Origin of the sequence: Rhodococcus sp. MSC1_016 (genome assembly GCF_023667485.2) — a bacterium.
GTDB classification, from domain to species: domain Bacteria; phylum Actinomycetota; class Actinomycetes; order Mycobacteriales; family Mycobacteriaceae; genus Rhodococcus_F; species Rhodococcus_F oxybenzonivorans.
The window spans coordinates 155,343-176,039 of record NZ_JAMOZI020000002.1; the positions used below are offsets into that span (position 1 = coordinate 155,343).

Consider the following 20,697-nt stretch of genomic DNA (forward strand, 5'->3'; position numbering starts at 1 on the left):
TTGACTGGCGGTCGAAACATACTCTTAACTAGAAGACAAGAGCGGTGTAAGGCCGCTGGCGACAGTGAGGTAGGACCCATGCGTCTTTATGTGACCGATCAAGGAATTGCTCGAGAAGACCGGACTGGAGTGCTATCCCTCCTGGATCTTCCATATCGCGATCTGGGGGAGCTACTCGAAGGTCCCGGACTCGAAGCCACCCGCGATGCACAGGTACTTCGTGAACTACAACTCGACGAGGTCGCTCTGCGGGCGCCCGTACACCGACCGGGGAAGGTTGTAATTGTCGGCCTTAACTATCCCAGCCATGCCGAGGAAGCACTCGAGGCGTTCGCTGCCATTGGTCGTGCGGATATCGAGACGCCCACCGAGCCGAACCTACAGTTAACTGCAGGATCGGCGGTGGCCGACCCTGATAGCACGATCCTGCTTCCCTCCGTCGCCGCCACAGAAGTCGACTACGAGGGTGAGCTTGCGGTCGTGATCGGGCAGAGAGCGACTCATGTCAGTAGTGATGACGCATGGAAGTACGTTGCTGGTCTCACGGTCGCCAATGATGTGTCCGCTCGGGACATCCAGCGCCGCGCAATGACTGGTGACACCGCCGCATCGATCGGCGTATCAAAAAGTTTCGACACGTTCAAGCCTCTCGGTCCCTGCCTAGTCACCGCTGACGAATTCCCCGATGACGTCGACCTTGCTATCCAAACCAGAGTCAATGGCGAAATCCGGCAGGACGACCGAACGAGCAGCTTCATCCACTCCATTCCAACGCTAGTTGCGCACCTGTCGAAGTACCAGACCCTCGAACCTGGTGATGTGATTTGCACGGGCACTCCACGCGGAGCGGGAGTCTTTTCCGGAACGTTCCTACAAGAGGGCGACGTAGTCGAGGTCGAGATCGAGCGGATCGGGGTATTGCGTAGCCATGTGGGGGTCGCATGAGCCTCACAACGAACGGCAGCAGATCGAAAACCGCAATCCTCAGGAACGCTCAGCTCGAGTCGATCCCCCTCGCCGACCGGGACCTTCCGGCCACCACATACGACCTCCTGACTCGCGCAGCTGAGCACGATCATGACGCCACCGCGCTCCAGCTGCTTCCAGGGGGAAGTCGGTGGGACGAACCGCAAACCTGGAGTTACGGTGAATTACTGCGCCGCGTCAACCAATCGGCGAACCTGTACGCGACACTGGGACTTAACCCGGGCGGCACTGTTGGATTGATGCTGCCCAATACCGGTTCTACGTACGCTGCGTTGCTCGGGGCACAGGCGCTCGGTATCGCGAACCCGGTCAACCCGATGTTGGCCATCGATCACATCGTCGATATCTTCCGGCTCACCAACGCCAAGATACTAGTCGCGCCCGGGCCCAACCTCGACGCCTCAATCTGGCGGAAAGCCTGCGAAGTAGCAGCCCGTCTACCGTCACTCCAAGCAATGGTAACTGTAGATGGAGGATTAGGTACTCCGACCGCGGGAGGGAACGATTTCGACAGGCTTGCGGCCACTCAAAGAAGCGATCGTCTGGACTTCGACTACCGCCCGAAGGCGTCCGATATCGCCGCGTACTTTCACACCGGCGGTACCACGGGAACACCAAAGGTTGCTCCACATACCCATGCCTCTGAAGTATATGTCGCGTGGGCCCTCAATCAGCACCCAGTCTTCGAGGGGGAGACTGTGGTGCTCTCGGGCCTACCCCTCTTCCACGTAAACGCGATCCTTATCACCACTTTGGCTCCGCTTTTTGCCGGTCGGACCGCAGTTTCACTCGGCACTCTCGGTTACCGGGATCGAGAGGCAATGGCAGACTTCTGGAAGATCGTAGAGCGCTACCGGGTCACAACATTTTCCGCAGTTCCGACCGTCTACGCGTCCTTGCCGCAGGTACCGGAAGGCGTTGACATTTCGAGTCTCCGCGCAGGCATTGTCGGAGCTGCTCCACTGCCGACAACGGTACGCAGTCACTTCGAGACCACCACTGGGGTGCCGATGGTCGAGGGCTATGGGCTGACCGAGGCCACCTGCGCAAACACTATCTCCCCTATGGTCGACCCCCGTGAAGGATCTGTTGGGCTTCCGCTTCCATACCAGCGGATCAAAGCCGTTCGAACCGATTCCGCGGGGTTGCCGATTGCTGATTGCGACCCCGGCGAAGCCGGCATACTCGCCATCGAGGGACCCTGCGTCTTTCCTGGGTACCTTCGTGCGGGGCCGAATGGAGCAACACCGGACCCTACCGGAACAATTGCTGACGGGTGGCTGCTCACCGGTGATCTCGGCAGAGTCGACTCTGACGGGTTCGTCTACCTCACAGGGCGAGCCAAAGACGTAATCATCAGGGGTGGGCACAATATCGACCCTCGCCTGATCGAGGATGCCTTGCTGGCCCATCCGGACGTGAAGGAGGCCGCAGTTGTCGCACGACCTGATGCGCACTCCGGAGAAGTCCCCGCCGCCTATGTCGTACTCCGCAAAGGAGCAGAACCAAATCTGGAAGCGCTGCGGGCCTGGGCTGCGGAGCATGCATCGGAACCGGCTGCTGTTCCCCGGTTCATACACAGTGTCGACAAGATCCCGATTACGGCGGTTGGCAAGGTGCATAAACTCACCCTGGTACATGACTCGATCCGAAGGTTGGTCGAGCATGAGCTGCAGGTGAGTGGTCTTGTCGGGGATGTCTCAGTGACCGATGAAGGCGGACGTCCACAGGTAACTATCCGGTTCGCGACCGACGTCGCCACCGACAGGCACAAAGATGAACTCGCTGACCACCTCGGTAAGTACGCTTTCTCCTACCGCTTCGACGAATTGCCCTGATCGACTGGCTGTTGCACCCGTGTTCTCAGCGCAACGAAATTTTGCTCGCGCAGACCGTCGACTTCGAGGATCGACGGCGCTGCGCTGAGAACAGCGTGTGCAAATTCATCTCACAACACCCTCAACGCATTGCGTCGATGACTGCTGTATAGATCCGTTCGGGTTCTTCGGCAATGCGATTGAGCACGTACAGCCACCATTGTGAACCGAACACGACGTACTCTCTGGTGTGTAGTCCGGAGGACTTAAGGTCATCGAGAGTTTGGCCACCGAGTCCGCGAAGCATCTCGAACTCGACGTGGCCGGCATCGAGCTCAACTTTGCGCGACGCTCGCAGATCCTGCAGAATCTGCTGATCGTGTGTCGCTATGGAGGTTAGGTGTCCTGCATCGATAAGTGTGTGCGCGTACCGGAGATACGCTTGTCGGAGTTCGATATCCTCGCGTCGGTATGCAGTTGACTCCGGCTCAAAGAACGCTCCCTTGACGAGACGGATCCGACCAGGCCGCTGGATAAGCTCGATCAGATCGTCTGAAGTGCGATGCAGTCGAGCCTGTACGGTAATGCCGATGTGGGAGTACATCTCGCACAGCCTTCGATGTGTATCGAGGATCAGGTCTGCGCGGTCGGAACCCTCCGCCGAGATCATAAGTTCCACGCCGGCCACTTCGCTGGCTTCGGCCAGCCGGACGGCATTTTGAAGTCCCAGCTCTGGGTCTACGACAAGCCCAATGTGGGACAGATCAAGTGACACAGAGCAATTCGCTGACGATTGCCGGATACGGGCAATCAAGTCTGCAAAGACGTCACATTCCGAGTTGGCGAGTTTCTCATCGCGGGCGCTCTCGCCCATGTAGTCAATGCTGGCGGCATGTCCCCTTGCCCAAATTGCGGGCAAGACGGCGAGTGCGTCGTCCAACGACTCGCCGCCGATGTATCTCGACGCTATCTTCTTGCTGATCGCGCGAAGGTTAGGGTCTGTCATGAAGGCATGTTTCGCCTTTTCATCAAGCGCAAGCCTGCGCATTGATTCGGCCGCTTCGTGCCTCAGGTCGGGATCTATGGGATCTTCAATCACGCAGCTAAGGATACGCGCCTGCATGCAACACATTTGGCGCCGCATCTGGATACAGCCGTCAGCCGAGCCGCTAGGGGCACGCCGCACGCACGGCCCGGAACGTAAAGACTTGACTCGCCGCAGATGCGGCAATACAAGGAATGGTTCTGCACTCCACTGACCAGTCGAATGCAGAAGCCAGCCTCGCCGCATATCACGATGACTATCATTATGGAAGCCAATTCCTTCGCGGTGGCATCGTAGCCCAAGGCGTCAGTGCGCGGTGACGCGTGGCCCGAACTGGCGAAGTTGGGGCAGCGTAGTGACCACGTGACAGATTACGTGGTCATCCAGGCACACGTGGCGATAGGGAACATCACCAGGAAACCGCACAAAGTCACCCGCCTCCACGTTGACCGGATCTGCCAATGGCCCTGTCCGAAGTCTTCCCTTTATGACATATACGTGATGGAGCGTTCCGGGAGGATGCGCTTCGACGGGATCTGAAATCTCAACCCCCCGATGGAGTTCCAGAATGTGGTTACGCACATATCCGGATCCATACACCTCGTCCAGTACACGTTCAGACCACCCTTCATCTTCCGTCCATTCCGCTTCACCGTTGCGTTGCACAAAGACAGGAGTTCCCCACTCGGTAAGCAGGCGGCGTGCAGGGATATCGAGCGCCGCCCCGACGAGAGTCAAGGTTTCCACGGTCGGGTTTCCCAGTCCGTGTTCAACTTTGGACAGAGTCTGCTTCGACAAACCAGAGCGTCGGGCAAGCTCACCCAGCGACATTCCTCGCTCTTGGCGGTAGCGCCTTACATTCCGCGCAACTAATTGGTTCACTTCGGACACACCGATCACCGTCACTTATAATCTACTATCCGTCATTCTTGACGAACGACATGCACAGTCGGCATGATGTCACTTATAGCATTCGTTCCGTCCACCGGAGTTGACACTACTACCAAGCAGTGCCCGTGGGCCGCCATCCATCGAGGTGACCAGATGACAACGATCGCCGACGGATCACGCGATAGCAGAGCAGCCGTAGAAAAGGCCGTTAGTTTACTGGCGTGCTTCGAAGAAGGCGCTGCAACTGCGCTGGGGGTAAGTGAACTGGCTCGCCGTGCAGAGCTGAGTAAGTCCACCACTCACCGCGTACTGGCGATGCTGGAGCGCAATGGAGTGATCGAACGTATCGGAACTGGCTACCGACTCGGCACCAAGCTATACAGTCCCGGACGTTCGGCATACGCCCCTGGCCAAGAGGATGTCCGCGATGCGTTAATTCCGTTCGTGACAGATTTATACACAGCCACACGTGAAACAGTGCATCTGGCGGCGCTTCACGGAACAGATGTCGTGTACCTAGCGAAGCTGTACGGCCACCGGCACCTCCCGTCGCCATCACGCATCGGCGGAACGATGCCCGCGCACTGCACAGCAGTCGGGAAAGTTCTGCTCGCCTATCATCCGGAGAGCGCACAAGAGGTGCTTGCCGGACCGCTGCGGCGGTACACCGATCACACGATCGCCGATGCGTCGGTGCTCGAAGCCGAGTTGCGTCGAATACGCCACGCGGGCCTGGCCGCCGAACACGGCGAGGTTCAGTGTGGTTTGAGCTGTTTCGCGGTACCAGTTATGGGCCAGAACGGCAGGCCGGTTGCAGCGCTTTCGGTTTCCGGACCTACGGGGCGGCTCGATTCCCGACATCACTCTCATACGCTGCGCATGGTCGCCAGTGCAGCCTCGAAGGCGCTGCAAAGCCGACGTCGAAGTCTGCCAGGGGTACCGCACCCTAAGCATGCGATTGCTAGCTGAGTACTGTCCGGCGCTAAGAACCGAGGACGTCGCCAAGGTCGATGTCGACGGCTGTGACCCACGCTGGTTCGGCCACCAGTAGGCCCAGCTCGGCGTCAGCGATGTCGACGTCGACGACGTACCGGAAGTTTGCCGCTTCGGCGGCCGCAACTGTCGCGAGAGCGCTGATCGTTCCATGTTGCGCCTCGTTCCACCCGACGGCGTATACAATCTTCCTACAGCTCGGTTCCGCCTCGCGGATCCCCACGACCACCGCCCGGAGAATGGCTGTAAGCTCCTCCGCGCTGTTCACCGCCAGCACGCGCACCTCGATGTCGTGGGCGGCGACTGGGTAGCTGTGTCGTAGTCTTCCCCGTGCGCACCGTTGCAGTTCGATGGACACCGTCCGTCCGGTGTTGTGGCGCAGACGGAGCCTTCCTTTCGAATCCGACCAGGAGAGAATCTCGGCGGACCATGGCTCATCGAATCGCGGTAGCACCAGCGGGTCAACCATGGGTTCCGTCGCTCTCAGCCATTCTCCGCATCATCGGTTTCTCGATTTCGCCGGATGTGCTGGGGACAGGGCGTGAATGGTTCTCTGCGGCAGTGTGCATGAGGCGAGTTCGGTGACATCCGCGACGCCGATCATGTTGACAGGGCCGGTGCAGCGGTGGTGGAGTCCGGGTAGCGGATACTGAGTGCTTCGTTGTCTTGATGGGCAATGCAGTGCAGGGATCGCCGGGTTGACCTGGTCGGCCAGGACCGGACATCGTGGGGTATCCGAGAGTCATGACGCCTTCTTCCTCAGAGACGGTCGCCGCCAGCGTCGGAGCTGAAACCGCGCACGCCCATGCCGCCGTCAATGGAGATCGTTTCACCGGTGATCGGTCCGCTCTGCTCGCGCGAGGCGAGGAGCACGTAAGGGCCGGTGAAGTCCTTGGGGTCGGTGCTCGAGTCGTGCAACGGGATCGGGGGTGCCGGTGTGTCGGGGCCGCGCTTGGCGAATGATGCTGAGATCGAGCGTTCCTTCATCGACAGTGATTCCGGGCCGCGCAGGTCGGTGTTCATGCCTCCGCAGGCGACGCCGTTGACCCGGACTTTCGGGGCGAGCTCGTACGCGAGTTCCCGCATCAGGCCGAGGCAGGCGTGCTTGCTGGCGGTGTAGACCGGGCCGCCGCCGTTGACGTAGAAGGAGGCGTTGGACAGGGTCATTACAATGCTGCCTCGAGTCTTGACGAGCTCGCGCCATGCCGCTTCCGCGGCCAGAAAGTAGCCTTTGACGTTGATCGAGAACACCTCGTCGAAGGTGTCGCCGAGTTCTTGCGCACTCAGCCTGGTGAGCTGGCGTTGGTAGTCCCACAGGCCGGCGTTCGCGACGAGGGTGTCGAGTTTACCGAAGCGCGTGATGGTTTCGGCGACCGCTGTATGCAGTTGCTCGGAGTTTCGGACGTCGGCGGCAACCGCGTGCATACGGGAGGGGTCGGCGGAGTTGGCGACGACTTTCTCGAGCAAGTCGAGGTTGCGTCCGACGATGGTGACCGATGCTCCCTCGGCAAGATAGCGTTCGGCGACCGCACGGCCGATGCCGGTGCCGCCGCCGGTGATCAGCGCGGTGTAGCCGTTCAGCCAGCCGCTCATGCGATGTTCCCCAGGAAGTCGGTGACCAGGCGTTCGAACTCCGTCTGCCGCTCGAGCTGGACCCAGTGCCCGCAGCGCCCGAAGACATGCATCTGGACGTTCGGGATTTGTTTGAGCAAGATCTGGGAGCCCTCAAGGGTGATGGTGCGGTCGTCGCGTCCCCACAGAAGCAGTGTTGGAGCTTTGATCTTGTGCAGGTTCTTCCACAGTGGATCCATGCCACCGCGCTTGGCGAAGGCGGCGTTGTAGAGGTGGTAGAACGCGACGTGGCTCTCGTCGAGAGACGATTCGTAGCGGGCGCGGACGACGTCTTCCCCGAACTGCTTGTGGTCGAAGACCATGGTTCGGATGAACGCGGCCATCTTCTTCTCACTGGGACCCGAACCGTTGAAGTATTTGAACATTTCCTTCTGTCCCTCGGTCGGGGTCGGCCCGAAGGGCAACCACCCGCCTCCCGGTGCCATCAGCACCAGCCCGCTGATCCGCTCCGGGTGGGTCTGTGCCATCGCAATCGCGGCGGCGCCGCCAAGGCTGTTGCCCAGCAGGTGGAACGCGTCGATGCCGAGGGCGTCGAAGGCCTGGATGAGGGCGTCGACAGTGATCGCGGTGATGGACCGCTCATCAAGGTCGGTGGCGGTGGGCCGGTAGCTGCCGCCGAAACCGGGCTGGTCAGGTAGCAGGATCCGGAAGTGCGGTGACAAGGCCGCCAGGTTCTGGTGGTAGTTGCTCTCGCCGGAGGCGCCGGGCCCGCCGCCGTGCAGCATGACGAGTACTGGACCGTCTCCGGCGACCTCCGCCACGGCGATCTCGCCGAGGGACGTCTGAACGCGGTGATGCTGGATTTGGATGTCGGGGGTGGTCGTGATCGTCACGGGAAGTCCCATCGTTGTCGAGTGGTCAGAAGAATGTGGAGATGTTCTTCGACTGCAGGATGTTCTGGTCGAGCAGGATCGTGCGGCGGGCCACCAGCAGGCCTACGTCGGTGCGGCGCAGGATGTCGGTACGACCGCCGGCGAAGATGTTCGTCTCGCGTTCGAGGCGGTTGCGGTACACCATGAACGCCGAACGCACCACCAGATCGGTGCCGGTGAAGCCGGGGTGCTCGTCGGGGTCGAGATGACGGGCGGTGATGTTGGTGACCAGATGCCGGGTGCGCGAGGGCGGGTCCTCGGCCCAGGCCATGCCGGAGTCGAACCGACGGATCCGCCATGCCAGCGATTCCTTGGTTTCGTCGTAGAAGGCGGCCTCACCGCGGGCAGCGATCGACAGGGCCTGCTGCCGGCGCAGCCGGTTGGTGCGGGTCGGCATCCAGTAGTCGAGGTCGTCGGCGAGTAGGTCCAGCCAGTCGGTGAAGCGGCCGTCGTCGAGTAAGTCAGCTTCCTCGTAGTAGAACTGTTCGACCTCGAAGTGGGTGTCTCGATCCGCGCGTTGTCCGGCCCGCGGTTCGGTACGCGATGCTGGTTTTGTAGTGGTACTCACGTATTCGATCCCTTCTATGGGCGTAGCTGCCGGTGACGGTCAGCTCACCCGCGCAGTAACTTTCGGAGGTCGGTAGCGGTGTCGGCCAGTCGCTGTGGGTCAACAGCCAGCGCGCGGTCGATCATGCGTCGGGCCGCGCGGACAGCGTTCGAGTCGTCGACGGCGACGGCGCCGACGACCACTCCGTCGCGAAAACCGAACGTAGAAAACGCGGTCGCGCCCAGTTCGCCCCGCAGGACGGTCATCTGGGCATCGGCCATGCAGCCCACGGCTTCGATATGGCGGTGGTGGCGGTCGGTCCAGAACCACGGTGCGGTCCCCGCCGGTGCGGGTACGCCGAGAAGGGTGGCGGCGGCACGCTGTCCGTCGTGTTGGGCAGCTTCCCAGTGTTCGGCTCGCGGTGCCAGGACGCCGGCATACCGGACGCGCGTGGGGTCACCCACTGCGAGTATCGCCGGGTTCGAGGTCACTTGTCCGGGGTCGACGACGATGCCACGGTCGACCTCGAGGCCGGCGGTCTTGGCGAGCGTTGTCTCGGGCACCATGCCCACACCGAGGACTACCACGTCGAACGTTCGAGGCTCGGCCTCCCCGGTGATGGTGGCGTCGATACCCGTCCCGGTGTCGGTGAAGGACTCGACGGCGCCCAGGATGGTCTCGATTCCTCTGCTGGTGTGCTGACCGTGTAGCCATGCCGCGACTTCCTGGCCGACTCCGGCAGCAATGGGCAGCCGCTCCGGATCGACCAGAACGACGTCACAGCTGAGATCGACAGCGGTGGAAGCGACTTCGGCGCCGATCAGCCCGCCGCCGACGACGAGCACCCTCGCCCCGCGGTTTAATGCGTCGCGAAGGCGGTCGGCGTCGTCACTGGTGCGCAGTACGTGCACGCGGTCGCTGTCGACGCCGGGAAGGCGCGGTCGGGCGGCCTGCCCACCGGTGGCGAGCACCACCCGGTCCGCCGGGAGCATCTTGCCGTCTCTTAGTTCGATTCCCCCCTCGGCGGTGCGGAGCGCGGCGACGGTGGTGAGGGTGCGCAGCTGGACTCGGTTGTTGTCGTACCACTCTGCGGGCTGAAGGGCGATCTGCTTGAGGTCTGTGGCTCCGGCGAGGTAGCTCTTCGACAGCGGCGGCCGGTCGTAGGGGAATTCGCCGGCATCGATAATTGTCACGTCCCCCTCGTAGCCGCCCGCCCGCAGCGCCGAGGCGGTGCTCACACCGGCGATACCGCCGCCGACGATGAGGATTCGGTCGCTACCGGTCGTCACGCCGGGACCTCGTTCGGGAACAGAAAGACCTCGCCGTCGCGTACCTCGACCCGGTGCGGGCATGCGTCCTTGGTCGCTGGAAGGCCGTCGACCGCGCCCGTTTTCAGGCAGAACTTGCTCGCATGCAGGGGGCATTCGACGTGCCCGTTCTCCACCCAGCCCTCGGCGAGCGAGGCGTCGGCGTGGGTGCAGGTGTCATCGAGTGCCCACACGCTGCCGTCGTCGTCGCGGAGCAGCGCGATGTTGTCGGCGGTGCCGGTGACCGTCTTGTCGATGGCGATCCCTTCCCCTTCGGGGATGTCGTCGAGCGCGGCGACGCGGATTCCAGTACTTGTGGTCATGACTGCTCCTCGTGCCAGGCGGGGGTGTTCATCAATTCGCGCCAGCGGGCGTAAAACGCACGCCCGGCGGCGTCGCTGTAGAGTTCGCTGGTTTTGCCCGGATGGCGGCCGTCTTCGCGTTCGGAGTCGATGCCCATCTGGTAGTTCAGTGCGACGCTGTTGGTGATGAAGCCGCGGGAGATGGCCTGGACTTCGCTCCAGTTCTCGCCGTCGTCCTGTTCGAAGATGCCGCTGGGACCGAAGGTGCGTAGGTTGTACAAGCGTTGAGCCTCACGCACGTCTTCGGGCATCGACTTGTCGACGATGGTCCACGCCCACACCTCCATCTTGTCCGGACCTTTTGGGTGCCAGATGCGGATGGAGCCGTTGACCGGCAGGTAGGAGAAGTTCGGGAATACTGTGGCGTGGCCGTTGGTCAGTGGTCCTTCTACCCGCGCATCACCGAGGCGCTCGCGCAGGGCGGCGTAGTCGGTCCAGTTGTGGACTGTGCGGGCGTCGAAACGGTTCTTCGGGTGCACGGGGAATCCGGCGCCGTGACCGTTCGGGTCGACGTACTGGCGGCCGGTGCGATGAACGATCTCGTCCTTGGGTGCCTTGCCGGTGGGCGAGAGCGCCATCAGCGCCGAGGCGTGGCTCATGTTCACGTGGTACCAGTCGGTGGCGAACTGTTCGGCCGAGAGCTTCCAGTTCCCGTCGAGCACCCATTTGTGCACCCCACCTACGACGACGGTGCCCTCGTCGTCGTGGTCGAGCATGGCGTCCATGTACCAGGCCATGCCGCCCAGCGATTCCCGCAACGAGATCGGCTGTGGGTTCCAGGTTCCGAAGATCAGCCCGTGGTAGGTCTCGATGTGCGGAACCTCCACGAGGCCCCAGTTCTCGGCGTCGAAGGTTTCCGGGTAGCCCTCCTTGTTGGGGACACTGATCAGCTTCCCCTCGAGGTCGTATGCCCACCCGTGGTAGGTGCAGGTGAAGTTGCGGGTGGCCCCGAAGTCGGCTCGGCATACCCTGGCGCCACGGTGCCGGCAGGAGTTGAGAAAGGCGCGGATTGTGCGGTTCTTGTCGAGGGTGACGATGACCGGGTCTTCGCCCATGTACGTGGTGAAGAAGTCTCCGGGCTTGTGGAACTGGTCGGTGTGCGCGAGGAACAGCCAGCTCGGCGCGAAGATGCGGCGCATTTCCTGCTGGTAGAGCTGCTCATTGGTGAAGATGGCGCGGTCGAGCAAACCACCGTCGGAGTCGACGAGCCCGGAGACGTCGAGGTTGTGGGTCATCGCGGCCGGCCGCTGCAGGGCACCGCGAGGTGCCGTCGTCGCTGCGCCTCGCGGTGGTTCGCAGGCTCCGCCGCAGGCCCCGGACTCGGCGGCGGGTCGGATGGTGGAGGTCATGGGATTTAGACAACCGGGCCGAATGAGGTTGTTCCAGGGCGCGTTCCGTAGCACGGAACGCGCCCTGGGATCGATGTCGATCGCGCGGCAGGGTGGCAGTCATGCTCGCCGCAACTGCCGTCTCCCAGAGCGCCACAGATCCCCTGTCCGGTCTCGTTCTCGCAGACGTCCCCCAACCTGAACCGAAACCCGGCTGGTCCGTCGTCCGGGTCGCCGCCTCCTCACTGAACATGCACGACTTGTGGACTCTGCGCGGTGTCGGTCACCCACCCGAGCGCTTGCCGATCATCCTTGGTTGCGACGCCGCCGGCTACGACGAGGACGGCAACGAGGTCATCGTCTATCCGGTGATCGCTGATGCGGACGCTGGCATGGGCGATGAAACGCTCGATCCGAACCGGGCTCTGCTCTCCGAGCAGCACGACGGCGCCTTCGCCGAATACATCACCGTCCCCACCCGAAACCTGATACCGAAACCCGACTGGTTGTCCTTCGACGAAGCCGCGTGCCTGCCGGTGGCGTGGACCACCGCGTACCGGATGTTGTTCACTCAGGCGAAAATCACCGCCGGTGACCGGGTCCTCGTCCAGGGCGCAGGCGGTGGTGTCGCCTCTGCTGCGATCAAGCTCGCCGCGGCCGCCGGTGCCGTCGTATACGCCACCAGCCGCAGCGAGAGCAAACGCGCAGAGGCCCTCTCTTGGGGCGCGCGCGTTGCCGTCGGTACCGGTGAGCGGCTGCCGGAGCGAGTGGACGTGGTCATCGAAACCGTCGGTGAAGCCACCTGGGCGCACTCGATGAAGGCCCTGCGCCCCGGTGGAACGATCGTGATCGCCGGCGCCACGTCCGGCGCGAACCCGCCCGCGGACCTGAACCGGATCTTCTACCTCCAGCAGCGCATCCTCGGCTCCACCGGCTGCACCCGCAGCGAACTGGTCGCCATGCTGAAAATGATGGACGCCACCGGTCTGCGCCCAGTCATCGACCACACGCTGCCGCTGACCGAAATCCACAAGGGCTTCCAGCTCATGATCGACGGCACACTAACCGGCAAACTTGTCATCAACCCGATCAGCCAGCAGCAGTGAGGAGCTCGCACATGTCCACCGCGGTCGTCGGCCTCTCGCACTCCCCCCTCATCGGTAAGAACGACCCGGCGCCGGAGGTTCTGGCCCGCATCGACGCCGCCGTCGAGAATGCTCGCGTGTTCGTGCGGGACTTCGACCCTGAACTCGTCGTGCTCTACGCCCCCGACCACTACAACGGCTTCTTCTACAAGGAAATGCCCCCGTTCTGCCTGGCCACCGAAGCCCACTCGGTCGGCGACTTCGGCTCCCAGTCGGGTCCGCTGTCCGTCGACACCGACGCCGCGAAGGCACTCGCCCAGGGTGTGCTTTCCCGGGGAATCGACCTGACGGTGTCCTCTCGGATGATCGTCGATCACGGCTTCGTCCAGCCGCTCGAGGTACTCTTCGGCGGCATCGATTCGGTGCCGGTAGTGCCGATCTTCGTCAACGGCGTCGCCACTCCGCTAGGCCCGCCCAGCAGGATCCGTGCTCTCGGCACCGCGGTGGGTGAAGCCGCCGCGCTGCTCCACAAGCGGGTGCTGTTCCTGGGATCCGGTGGTCTTTCGCACGATCCGCCGGTCCCGGTACTCGACGGTGCCCCGCCGCGGGTGGCCGACGCACTCATTGAAGGTCATCCGCCGACTCCCGAGCAGCGGGCCAAGGGTGAGGAACGGGTGCTGCAGGCTGGTCGGGACTACGCCGCCGGTGTGGCCACGACGATGATTCCGATCAACCCCGGTTGGGACAACCTGGTGCTCGACACGTTCGAGAACGGCGCTCTTGCCAGAATCGACGACTGGACCGTCGAATGGATGGGTGCCGAGGGCGGTGGATCCTCACACGAGGTGCGTACCTGGATCGCAGCCTATGCCTCCCTCGCCGCTGCCGGCCCCTACGAGATGACCTCGCGCTTCTACGAACCCGTTCCGGAATGGATCGCTGGATTCTCCGTCACCATCGCCACTCCCAAGGGAAAGTGATGAGCAGCGACAAGTCCACTACCCGTGCGCACTCTTCGATCATCACCGCCGCGAGCGTCTCACGACGCTGCTTCCCGGTGGGAGTTGCGCGGCCCCGGCCGTGACATGCTCGGCGATATCGACGTCGAGAGTGTCTGGGCGGTCCCGCAGCGGATGACCGACAACCGTGTCGCTACCGGCGGCGCCATCACCGCCGTAAGATTGGCCTGACTTCCGACCTTCGTGCAGCAATCTCTTCATCACCGTTAGTCACGGCCCCGCGAACTCGGCACGGCGGCACAGGTCCAAGCTCGAGCAACCCCAGCACACTTCGAATGGGACGATCGGACTACGCAGAGCTCGCCGATGGTCGAAGTGATGCCTTCACCGCGTATGAATTCCAGGGTGACTCAACACTTTCGCCCATCCATACACCGAGGATGACTTTACTGGCCTCGAACAATGGCGCAGGTAGCTTCCCGGGTTCTACCCACACCCACTCGGGAAAAATGTGCTTCTCTCCAGAGTGGGTCTGAATACCCTCACTCAGGGCATGCACTCCAAGCACGACAATCCCGCCGCTGTCCCGGGGATCAACGCCGAGCGCGAAGGTCGCTACCTCCCGCAGGTCGGTGATCCCAGCTTCTTCCGCAGTTTCTCTTCGGGCAGCGTCCTCGACACTCTCGCCGATCTCGAGATGCCCTCCGGGGAGGCACCACGTTGATCTTTCGCCCTCCTTTACGCGGTGGCCGAGCAGAATTCGCCCATCATTACGTTCGACGATCACACCTACGCCGACTACCGGGCGCCCATACGCTGACATTCATTTCCTCCGGGTTTTCATTCAGGGGGCCGGACACTAATCAGTCCCGCGTTGCGGCAGGGCTAACCGAGCAGAAGATCCGTTCCATCCTCATTGCCAATACTCTATGCAGGTACGGCTCTCGCGGACTGCGCACGGGTGGCGCAGCCGACTACAGCCGTTCGAGGACCATGGCCATGCCCTGGCCACCGCCGACGCACATGGTTTCGACACCGAACTGCTTGTCGCTGGACTGCAGGTTGTTCAGCAGGGTCGCGGTGATCCGGGCACCGGTCATGCCGAACGGGTGACCGAGAGCGATCGCACCGCCGGAGACGTTCAGCTTGTCCTCGTCGATGCCGAGTTCCCGCGCCGACCCGAGGACCTGCACCGCGAACGCCTCGTTGATCTCGAACAGGTCGATGTCGGAGATACCCATCCCGGCGATGGCCAGGGCCCGCTTGGTGGCCTCGATCGGACCCAACCCCATGATCTCCGGCGACAAACCGGACACCCCGGTCGACACGATCCGGGCCAGCGGGGTCAACCCCAGTTCCTTGGCCTTGGTGTCGGACATGATCACCAGGGCGGCGGCGCCGTCGTTGAGCGGGCACGCGTTACCGGCGGTCACGGTGCCGTCCGGCCGGAACACCGGCCTGAGCTGGCTGACCGCCTCGTAGGTGGTGCCGGCGCGGGGGCCGTCGTCCTTCGACACCACGGTGCCATCGGGCAGCGTCACCGGGGTGATCTCCCGCTCGAAGAAACCACTGCCTATGGCCGCCTCGGCCCGGTTCTGCGAGCGCACCGCCCACCGGTCCTGCTCCTCGCGGGTGATGCCGGTGATCTGCGCGACGTTCTCGGCGGTCTGGCCCATCGCGATGTAGGTGTCCGGGACCAGGCCCTCCTCACGGGGATCGACCCAGGTCTGCCCGCCCTGGGCCAGCTTCTCGGTGCGGGCCTGCGCGTCGGCGTAGAGCGGGTTCTGGGTGTCGGGCAGCGAGTCGGAGCTGCCCGCGGTGAACCGGGACACGGTCTCGACGCCGGCGGAAATGAACACCTCACCCTCGCCGGCCTTGATCGCGTGCAGCGCCATGCGGGTGGTCTGCAAAGACGAGGAACAGTAGCGGGTGATGGTGGTGCCGGGAATGAAGTCGTAGCCGAGCTGGGCGGCAACGTTGCGGCCCATGTTGAAGCCCTGCTCACCGCCGGGCAGCCCGCAACCCAGGATCAGGTCGTTGATGTCGGTGGGATCGAGGGCGGGCACCTTGTCCAGTGCCGCCTGCACCATCTGCGCGGCCAGGTCGTCCGGGCGCATGCCCTTGAGCGATCCCTTCATGGCGCGACCGATCGGGGAACGGGCGATGGAAACGATGACAGCCTCGGGCATGAATGCTCCCAAACTCAGTTTATGAACGGACAAAGATAAGGCACTGCCCCGTGCGGTCACTCAGAAAATGACGTCGAGCAGCGCAGTCCTGCTTTGACTGCCTTCCGGAATGAGCTTGGCGGTGATGCTAGACGGCTTGGGCATTAGCCCTGTGAGTACGCGTATTTCGACCGACACGACTGCTATTACGGCTGTCTAGAGCGCTCGGCAGAGACTCGACACTGTCCGTTGCTATCGCCTGAGGCGATTCCTGAATTGTGTCCGGATCGGAAAGATGGTAGACGTCTATCAGGTAGTCCGCGGTTCGCGGATCACAAAAGCCTGCCACGACAGCCTCGCGAAGCTTCTCCCGGAAGCGGTGCATCGCCATTCCAAAGTTGATGAAGACTTCCTCGTCAGGCGCTCCACCATATGGCGCCCATCGACCGGCGAACGTGACAAGCATGTCTTCATCCTGCGGCGCGACGTCCCTGTTCGCGGATCGCAGCTTCGACTCGACACGACGGCGTCGTTCGATACGGTACGCCTTCAGCTGCGCCACGAGCGTCTCGCCACCATCGCTGTCACTCGAATCACCCGCAGCGACATATGAACTGATGGACATATGAGTTGCTTTCTGGTCAAAATCAACTGGCAATCCAATTCCGAAACGGCCGGTCGATCTACAATCGTCAGTGCCAACATGTACGGGAGGTTCTGGATAGCCGCACCAAACCTCTGACCGCGACCATTGCGAAGGATGTTGTTGCAAAGGTCGAACTTCCTTGATCCGATCCTGCGCAGAACGTCAACTAGTTGATGGTCGCAGTGTCCCAATGCATCTATAGCAATACGAACTTGCGGTGGATCAACACGCTTTTGAACGGGATTCGTCAGATTCCAGAGCGGTTCCGCCCGCAGGATCGTCCCCTTGCCGCCATCCGGGTTTCCATCGCCAAGGTCCAGCACACAGATACGGCATTGCCGGGCCACGTTGGGCAATCACGTCGAAAACAGGTCGCACCAGTCGCTTCGCCCGGTTCCGTCGCAGGAGCTGGACCTCCAGGGCCCACTTTCCGCATTCGGTGGGTACCGAATTCGTTCCATACGTTCCTTCCCCAGCATGTGCGCCCCCAACGTCGTGGCCACCACGACTCGACCACACTCTTGCCTGCAAGTTAAGACCATCGATTGGGTCACAGTCAAGTAGTCGCCCACATCGTCCGCGAGGGCGCGGCACCCAACCGCCCAACGACGCAAGGAGGGACTCGACCGATTCGCAGCCCAGGCAAGAGCCAGCCATGCGAACCCCGCCAGCGTTCGACATATCAGACGACCCAACACCACACAAGAGGATGGATCAACGAGTTCAATGTGAGATTTTCAGCGCATCAAAGATCGGAGATGCCTTGCAGAAGAGAACTATTCATGATGGACTGCTGATCAAGGCTGTTTTGATTTGGAACGCGCCTGTTGACGAGCCAATGGTCATTGTCTCGTCGGCCTTTACGTCCCGCGCGGGACGTCTCGCTAAGGGGCGACATCATCGAGGTCATGGTGCCCCACTTACTCCCCCGCCCGCCCACTCACGGCTTGGGCGGGGCATAGAACCGCCGGCCGGTGGGCATTATGGCGGCCCGGCCGGCGGCCTGCGCGCAGTAGAACTCCGAGCCACCCTCTGGGATCTTGGCGCGACACGCCCTGGCCTCGCAAATCCCCACCACTATGCCGACCGACGATGCAGAGACTCAAGAACAAGGAAACTCATTGCCCACACTGTTCATCCATGCCGTCATCGCGCTATTCTCGTTGCTCCTCCGCGGTCGCGCACCATATCCCATGAGAGTGATAACCGAGATGGCGCGTTCCGCCTCCCTTGCCAACTCGATTGCAATGAGAGCGTGTATCGCTAATCCGGGATGCACGGCAGACGAGAACCTGTCGGCAGAGCAGTACATCCGTGCGCCGTCCTCGTCGGCCTCCGACCGCAGCACTGTGTCACCGACAGCTACACGCACGCAGGAGAAGAACCCGATGCCATCTAGCTGTGGAGAACCGGATTCGAATCGCTTGTCCCGTTAATCTCCTCCCCAAGAGAGCGACTTGCACAACTGCAGAGCCATGCCAGAGCCGCCTGTCCCTTCATCACGAAGTCCTGAGCTCGCGGCTGAAGTAGCGCGGTAACTGCGCACGGGACAGGCCCTACGGCATTCTCCGCGCGGGCTGTTCGGGTTTGTCGCTTTCACCTTGACCGGTGACAGGACCAGCGCAAATCGCGTGCTTGCAGTTCTGCCGGTATCCAGGTACGAATCTCGGTAGTGCGTGCTTGATTCAGAACCGCGACACAGTACGCAGTTACCCCAAATCGACCGGCAATCTGTGATCTAGGTGTCCGTTGTCTATCGGCGGACTGAAAGTGCGGTGCCCGACTCCAAAGTCGTTGATACCAAGTTATGGTCGCGATGATGCGGTTCAGCGCGCCGGAGTGATGCAGAACTCGGTCTGACGACTCGATTGCGTCGCGGTCATCCAGCAGATACAGAGGCACGGCCGAGAGTCCCCTCCCTCTACGTCGCCGGAAGACGCGCGTACTTTAGCTTCGGCCCGATTCGCTGTGTGCACAAGCGAAGGATCCTCGCCAAATCCACCCAGCATTAGCCCTTCACGTTCTGTGTCAGGGTGAATGACGCGGCCGTCGCTGCGCCGTTCATGCCTGCACGGCGCGCGTCACTGCGCGACAACACGCGCCAGTGCTTCTATCTCCTAGTCAAACGTGCGTTCGTTGAGGGTCACGGCGTCAGCGAGGGTGCAAAGTGTCGCGATTGCTTGGTCGTAGCTTTCGCCGAGATTGGCCAGCAGTTCCTTATGGACGCGCAGTTCTTCGGCGAATACATCGTCGATGAGGCGCCGGCCGCAGTCGGTCAGTTCGATGAGCGCACTGCGGTGGTCGTGGGGGTTAACGGTGCGTGTCAACATTTTGCGCGACTCCAGAGCTTTGAGCGCTTTGGATACTCCCGCCCTGGTCATGCTGAGCGACTCCGCCAACCGGATCGCAGTGATGCCGTCCGAGTGCCGAAGAGCCACGAGCAGTGCAACCTCGGTGGTGGTCACACCAGCATCGGCATACACCTGCTCGACGGACAGCTCCAGTGATGCGGCGATTTCCTTGACCAGTCCGACGACAACCATCGGTGTCGTGTCGAGGTCCGGTCGCGCCTTGCTCCATGCTTGCGTGGTCCGCTGTCGAAGCGTGCTCATACACTCTCCAGATTGTTAACTCGTTGACAGTGACTTGGTGTGCCAGACATGAATCAATCGAAAGCCGGTGGCGTCACGATGCTAGATGCGGTGATCGTCGGAGGGGGGCCGCCGGAGCCAGTGCGGCAACGCTCCTGGCGCGATCGATGCGCAAGGTCCGTGTCGTCGACTCCGGACGACCAAGGAATTCACCAGCCGGCAGCGTCCACGGCTACCTCGGCCTCGATGGTGTGCCACCAGCGCATCTGTCGCAGGCGGGGCGCGCCGAGGCACAGCTCTACGGTGCCGGGTGGTCGACGGGTGTCGCCGTGTCCGCACACAAGATGGCCGACGGGACTTTCGCGATCCGGGATGACACGGGAGAAGTTCATCGAGCCCGCGCGGTGGTGGCGACCGGCCTGCGCGATGACCTCCCCGACATCGACGGGGTCAGGGAGATGTGGGGTCAGGGTGTGGCGCACTGCCCGTACTGCCACGGGTACGAGGTTCGAGGTGGCCGCATCGGCGTGATCGGTGGCGGAAACCGCGGCTTCACGTTGCACCAGGCTGAGCTGCTTCGCCTGTGGTCCTCTGACGTCGAGTTCTTCCCGCATACGGTTGAGCTCACCCACGCCGAGCGCGAACGACTGACCCGCTGGGGAGTGACGGTGACCGACGGCCGGGTGAAGAAGCTAGAACACGTCGGCCACGACATCGCCGTCCAGATCGAGGACGACAGGGTTGCGGCCAGATCCGCAGTGTTCGTCGGTCCGCAGTTCGTGCCTAACGACGCCCTGTTAAGGGAACTGGGGTGCCGACCGACCTCCGAGGGATGGATCGACGTCGACGGCGCTGGCGCAACCTCGGTCGGCGGTGTGTGGTCTGCGGGGAACGTCACGGATTCGCCGGCGCAGCTCATCCATGCTGCGGCGCAGGGGACCAGGACCGGGATAGCGGTCAACCGAGCCCTGCTCGAGCACGATGTTTTGGAGCGCTCGACGCGCCGCTGAGTCGCAAGCCTCAAGCAGCCGACGTGAGTGATGTCCGGTACTGCACACCTCGTTTGAGTATCGCGTGGAGAACATTGCATCGTCGTCGGGCGAGGCAGATGAGCGCGGCGCGGTGGTTCTTGCCTTCGCTGCGTTTACGGTCGTAGTAGGCGCGGGATGCAGGTTCGCGGAGTGAGGCGAACGCGAAAGGTACATGGCGCGTTTGAGTCTGGCGTTTCCGCTGTGTTGGCGGTGCTCCCCGCGGATGGACGTTCCGGACCTGTGGGTGTGGGGTGCGACACCGGCGTAGATGGCGAGGTGGCCGGCGTCGTGGAAGCGGTCGATGTCGGCGATCTCCACCAGCATGGTGACGGCGGTGCGGGCTGCGACGCCTGGCATGGAGGTGAGGATGGGACTGGCGGGGTATCGGCCCAGTTCGCCCGTGAACTGGGCCTCGAGGCCGCGCGGGCTTCGGGAC

General features: G+C 62.5%; 19 protein-coding genes and 2 pseudogenes. 7 read left to right on the forward strand and 14 right to left on the reverse strand.

Annotated features, from left to right (window positions below; genetic code table 11):
* The first annotated feature begins 78 nt into the window (after window positions 1-78).
* Entirely contained in the window at window positions 79-945 is an 867-nt protein-coding gene (locus tag L1080_RS33055; RefSeq protein ID WP_250775677.1) for a fumarylacetoacetate hydrolase family protein, read from the forward strand.
* Window positions 942-2,825 (forward strand): acyl-CoA synthetase, encoded by a 1,884-nt coding sequence (locus L1080_RS33060; RefSeq protein WP_250775675.1) that lies wholly within the window; start codon window positions 942-944, stop codon window positions 2,823-2,825. Before L1080_RS33055 ends, L1080_RS33060 begins: the two co-directional genes overlap by 4 nt.
* Window positions 2,826-2,946: 121 nt before the next feature.
* Here the strand turns inward: L1080_RS33060 and L1080_RS33065 are convergent, their stop codons facing one another.
* Window positions 2,947-3,903 (reverse strand): proline dehydrogenase family protein, encoded by a 957-nt coding sequence (locus L1080_RS33065; RefSeq protein ID WP_250775673.1) that lies wholly within the window; start codon window positions 3,901-3,903, stop codon window positions 2,947-2,949.
* Between the two features lie 252 nt (window positions 3,904-4,155).
* Window positions 4,156-4,740: an XRE family transcriptional regulator gene (locus tag L1080_RS33070; protein ID WP_250775743.1), complete on the reverse strand. Its 585-nt coding sequence runs from the start codon at window positions 4,738-4,740 to the stop codon at window positions 4,156-4,158.
* A 153-nt stretch (window positions 4,741-4,893) separates the two neighbouring features.
* On the opposite strand from L1080_RS33070, the gene L1080_RS33075 reads away from it, so the two are divergent.
* Entirely contained in the window at window positions 4,894-5,709 is an 816-nt protein-coding gene (locus tag L1080_RS33075) for an IclR family transcriptional regulator (RefSeq protein WP_250775670.1), read from the forward strand.
* Window positions 5,710-5,722: 13 nt separating this feature from the next.
* Here the strand turns inward: L1080_RS33075 and L1080_RS33080 are convergent, their stop codons facing one another.
* The 7 genes from L1080_RS33080 to L1080_RS33110 all read right to left on the reverse strand — a co-directional run bounded on the left by L1080_RS33080 (window position 5,723) and on the right by L1080_RS33110 (window position 11,583).
* Window positions 5,723-6,091, reverse strand: coding sequence for a hypothetical protein (locus L1080_RS33080; RefSeq protein ID WP_250775668.1), 369 nt, complete (start codon window positions 6,089-6,091; stop codon window positions 5,723-5,725).
* Window positions 6,092-6,492: 401 nt separating this feature from the next.
* On the reverse strand, window positions 6,493-7,326 hold the full coding sequence (locus tag L1080_RS33085; protein WP_250775666.1) for an SDR family NAD(P)-dependent oxidoreductase: 834 nt from the start codon (window positions 7,324-7,326) through the stop codon (window positions 6,493-6,495).
* Window positions 7,323-8,210 carry an alpha/beta fold hydrolase gene (locus L1080_RS33090; protein WP_250775663.1) on the reverse strand — a complete coding sequence of 296 codons (888 nt, stop codon included), beginning with the start codon at window positions 8,208-8,210 and terminating at the stop codon, window positions 7,323-7,325. The genes L1080_RS33085 and L1080_RS33090 overlap by 4 nt, the downstream gene beginning before the upstream one ends.
* A gap of 13 nt (window positions 8,211-8,223) precedes the next feature.
* Window positions 8,224-8,805, reverse strand: a complete 582-nt coding sequence (locus tag L1080_RS33095) for an aromatic-ring-hydroxylating dioxygenase subunit beta (RefSeq protein WP_250775661.1) — start codon at window positions 8,803-8,805, stop codon at window positions 8,224-8,226.
* A gap of 44 nt (window positions 8,806-8,849) precedes the next feature.
* Window positions 8,850-10,073, reverse strand: coding sequence for an NAD(P)/FAD-dependent oxidoreductase (locus L1080_RS33100; RefSeq protein ID WP_250775659.1), 1,224 nt, complete (start codon window positions 10,071-10,073; stop codon window positions 8,850-8,852).
* Window positions 10,070-10,414 carry a non-heme iron oxygenase ferredoxin subunit gene (locus L1080_RS33105; RefSeq protein WP_250775657.1) on the reverse strand — a complete coding sequence of 115 codons (345 nt, stop codon included), beginning with the start codon at window positions 10,412-10,414 and terminating at the stop codon, window positions 10,070-10,072. The genes L1080_RS33100 and L1080_RS33105 overlap by 4 nt, the downstream gene beginning before the upstream one ends.
* Window positions 10,411-11,583 carry an aromatic ring-hydroxylating dioxygenase subunit alpha gene (locus tag L1080_RS33110; protein ID WP_308202192.1) on the reverse strand — a complete coding sequence of 391 codons (1,173 nt, stop codon included), beginning with the start codon at window positions 11,581-11,583 and terminating at the stop codon, window positions 10,411-10,413. Before L1080_RS33110 ends, L1080_RS33105 begins: the two co-directional genes overlap by 4 nt.
* Window positions 11,584-11,903: 320 nt before the next feature.
* Here L1080_RS33110 and L1080_RS33115 point away from each other — a divergent pair, with 320 nt between their 5' ends.
* Together L1080_RS33115 and L1080_RS33120 are read left to right on the forward strand one after the other, a co-directional pair.
* Window positions 11,904-12,887 carry a zinc-binding dehydrogenase gene (locus tag L1080_RS33115; RefSeq protein WP_250775655.1) on the forward strand — a complete coding sequence of 328 codons (984 nt, stop codon included), beginning with the start codon at window positions 11,904-11,906 and terminating at the stop codon, window positions 12,885-12,887.
* Window positions 12,888-12,898: 11 nt separating this feature from the next.
* Complete coding sequence (locus tag L1080_RS33120) at window positions 12,899-13,846, forward strand: 3-carboxyethylcatechol 2,3-dioxygenase (protein ID WP_250775653.1); 948 nt, start codon at window positions 12,899-12,901, stop codon at window positions 13,844-13,846.
* 328 nt (window positions 13,847-14,174) lie between these two features.
* Here the strand turns inward: L1080_RS33120 and L1080_RS33125 are convergent, their stop codons facing one another.
* Together L1080_RS33125 and L1080_RS33130 are read right to left on the reverse strand one after the other, a co-directional pair.
* Window positions 14,175-14,648, reverse strand: a complete 474-nt coding sequence (locus L1080_RS33125; protein WP_250775651.1) for a nucleotide triphosphate diphosphatase NUDT15 — start codon at window positions 14,646-14,648, stop codon at window positions 14,175-14,177.
* Between the two features lie 151 nt (window positions 14,649-14,799).
* The gene (locus L1080_RS33130) at window positions 14,800-16,014 is read right to left on the reverse strand and encodes an acetyl-CoA C-acetyltransferase (protein WP_250775649.1); all 1,215 of its coding nucleotides are present in this window, start codon (window positions 16,012-16,014) and stop codon (window positions 14,800-14,802) included.
* Between the two features lie 274 nt (window positions 16,015-16,288).
* On the opposite strand from L1080_RS33130, the gene L1080_RS33135 reads away from it, so the two are divergent.
* On the forward strand, window positions 16,289-16,606 hold the full coding sequence (locus L1080_RS33135) for a hypothetical protein (protein ID WP_250775648.1): 318 nt from the start codon (window positions 16,289-16,291) through the stop codon (window positions 16,604-16,606).
* Between the two features lie 2,150 nt (window positions 16,607-18,756).
* Here the strand turns inward: L1080_RS33135 and L1080_RS33140 are convergent.
* Entirely contained in the window at window positions 18,757-19,251 is a 495-nt protein-coding gene (locus L1080_RS33140; RefSeq protein WP_250775647.1) for a MarR family winged helix-turn-helix transcriptional regulator, read from the reverse strand.
* Here L1080_RS33140 and L1080_RS33145 point away from each other — a divergent pair.
* The gene (locus L1080_RS33145; RefSeq protein ID WP_284708669.1) at window positions 19,218-20,240 is read left to right on the forward strand and encodes an NAD(P)/FAD-dependent oxidoreductase; all 1,023 of its coding nucleotides are present in this window, start codon (window positions 19,218-19,220) and stop codon (window positions 20,238-20,240) included. The genes L1080_RS33140 and L1080_RS33145 overlap by 34 nt on opposite strands.
* A 10-nt stretch (window positions 20,241-20,250) precedes the next feature.
* Here L1080_RS33145 and L1080_RS33150 read toward each other — a convergent pair.
* Window positions 20,251-20,447, reverse strand: a pseudogene (locus tag L1080_RS33150) (IS110 family transposase); the annotation flags it as partial.
* 39 nt (window positions 20,448-20,486) lie between these two features.
* A pseudogene (locus tag L1080_RS33155) lies at window positions 20,487-20,618 on the reverse strand (transposase); the annotation flags it as partial.
* Between the last annotated feature and the right edge of the window lie 79 nt (window positions 20,619-20,697).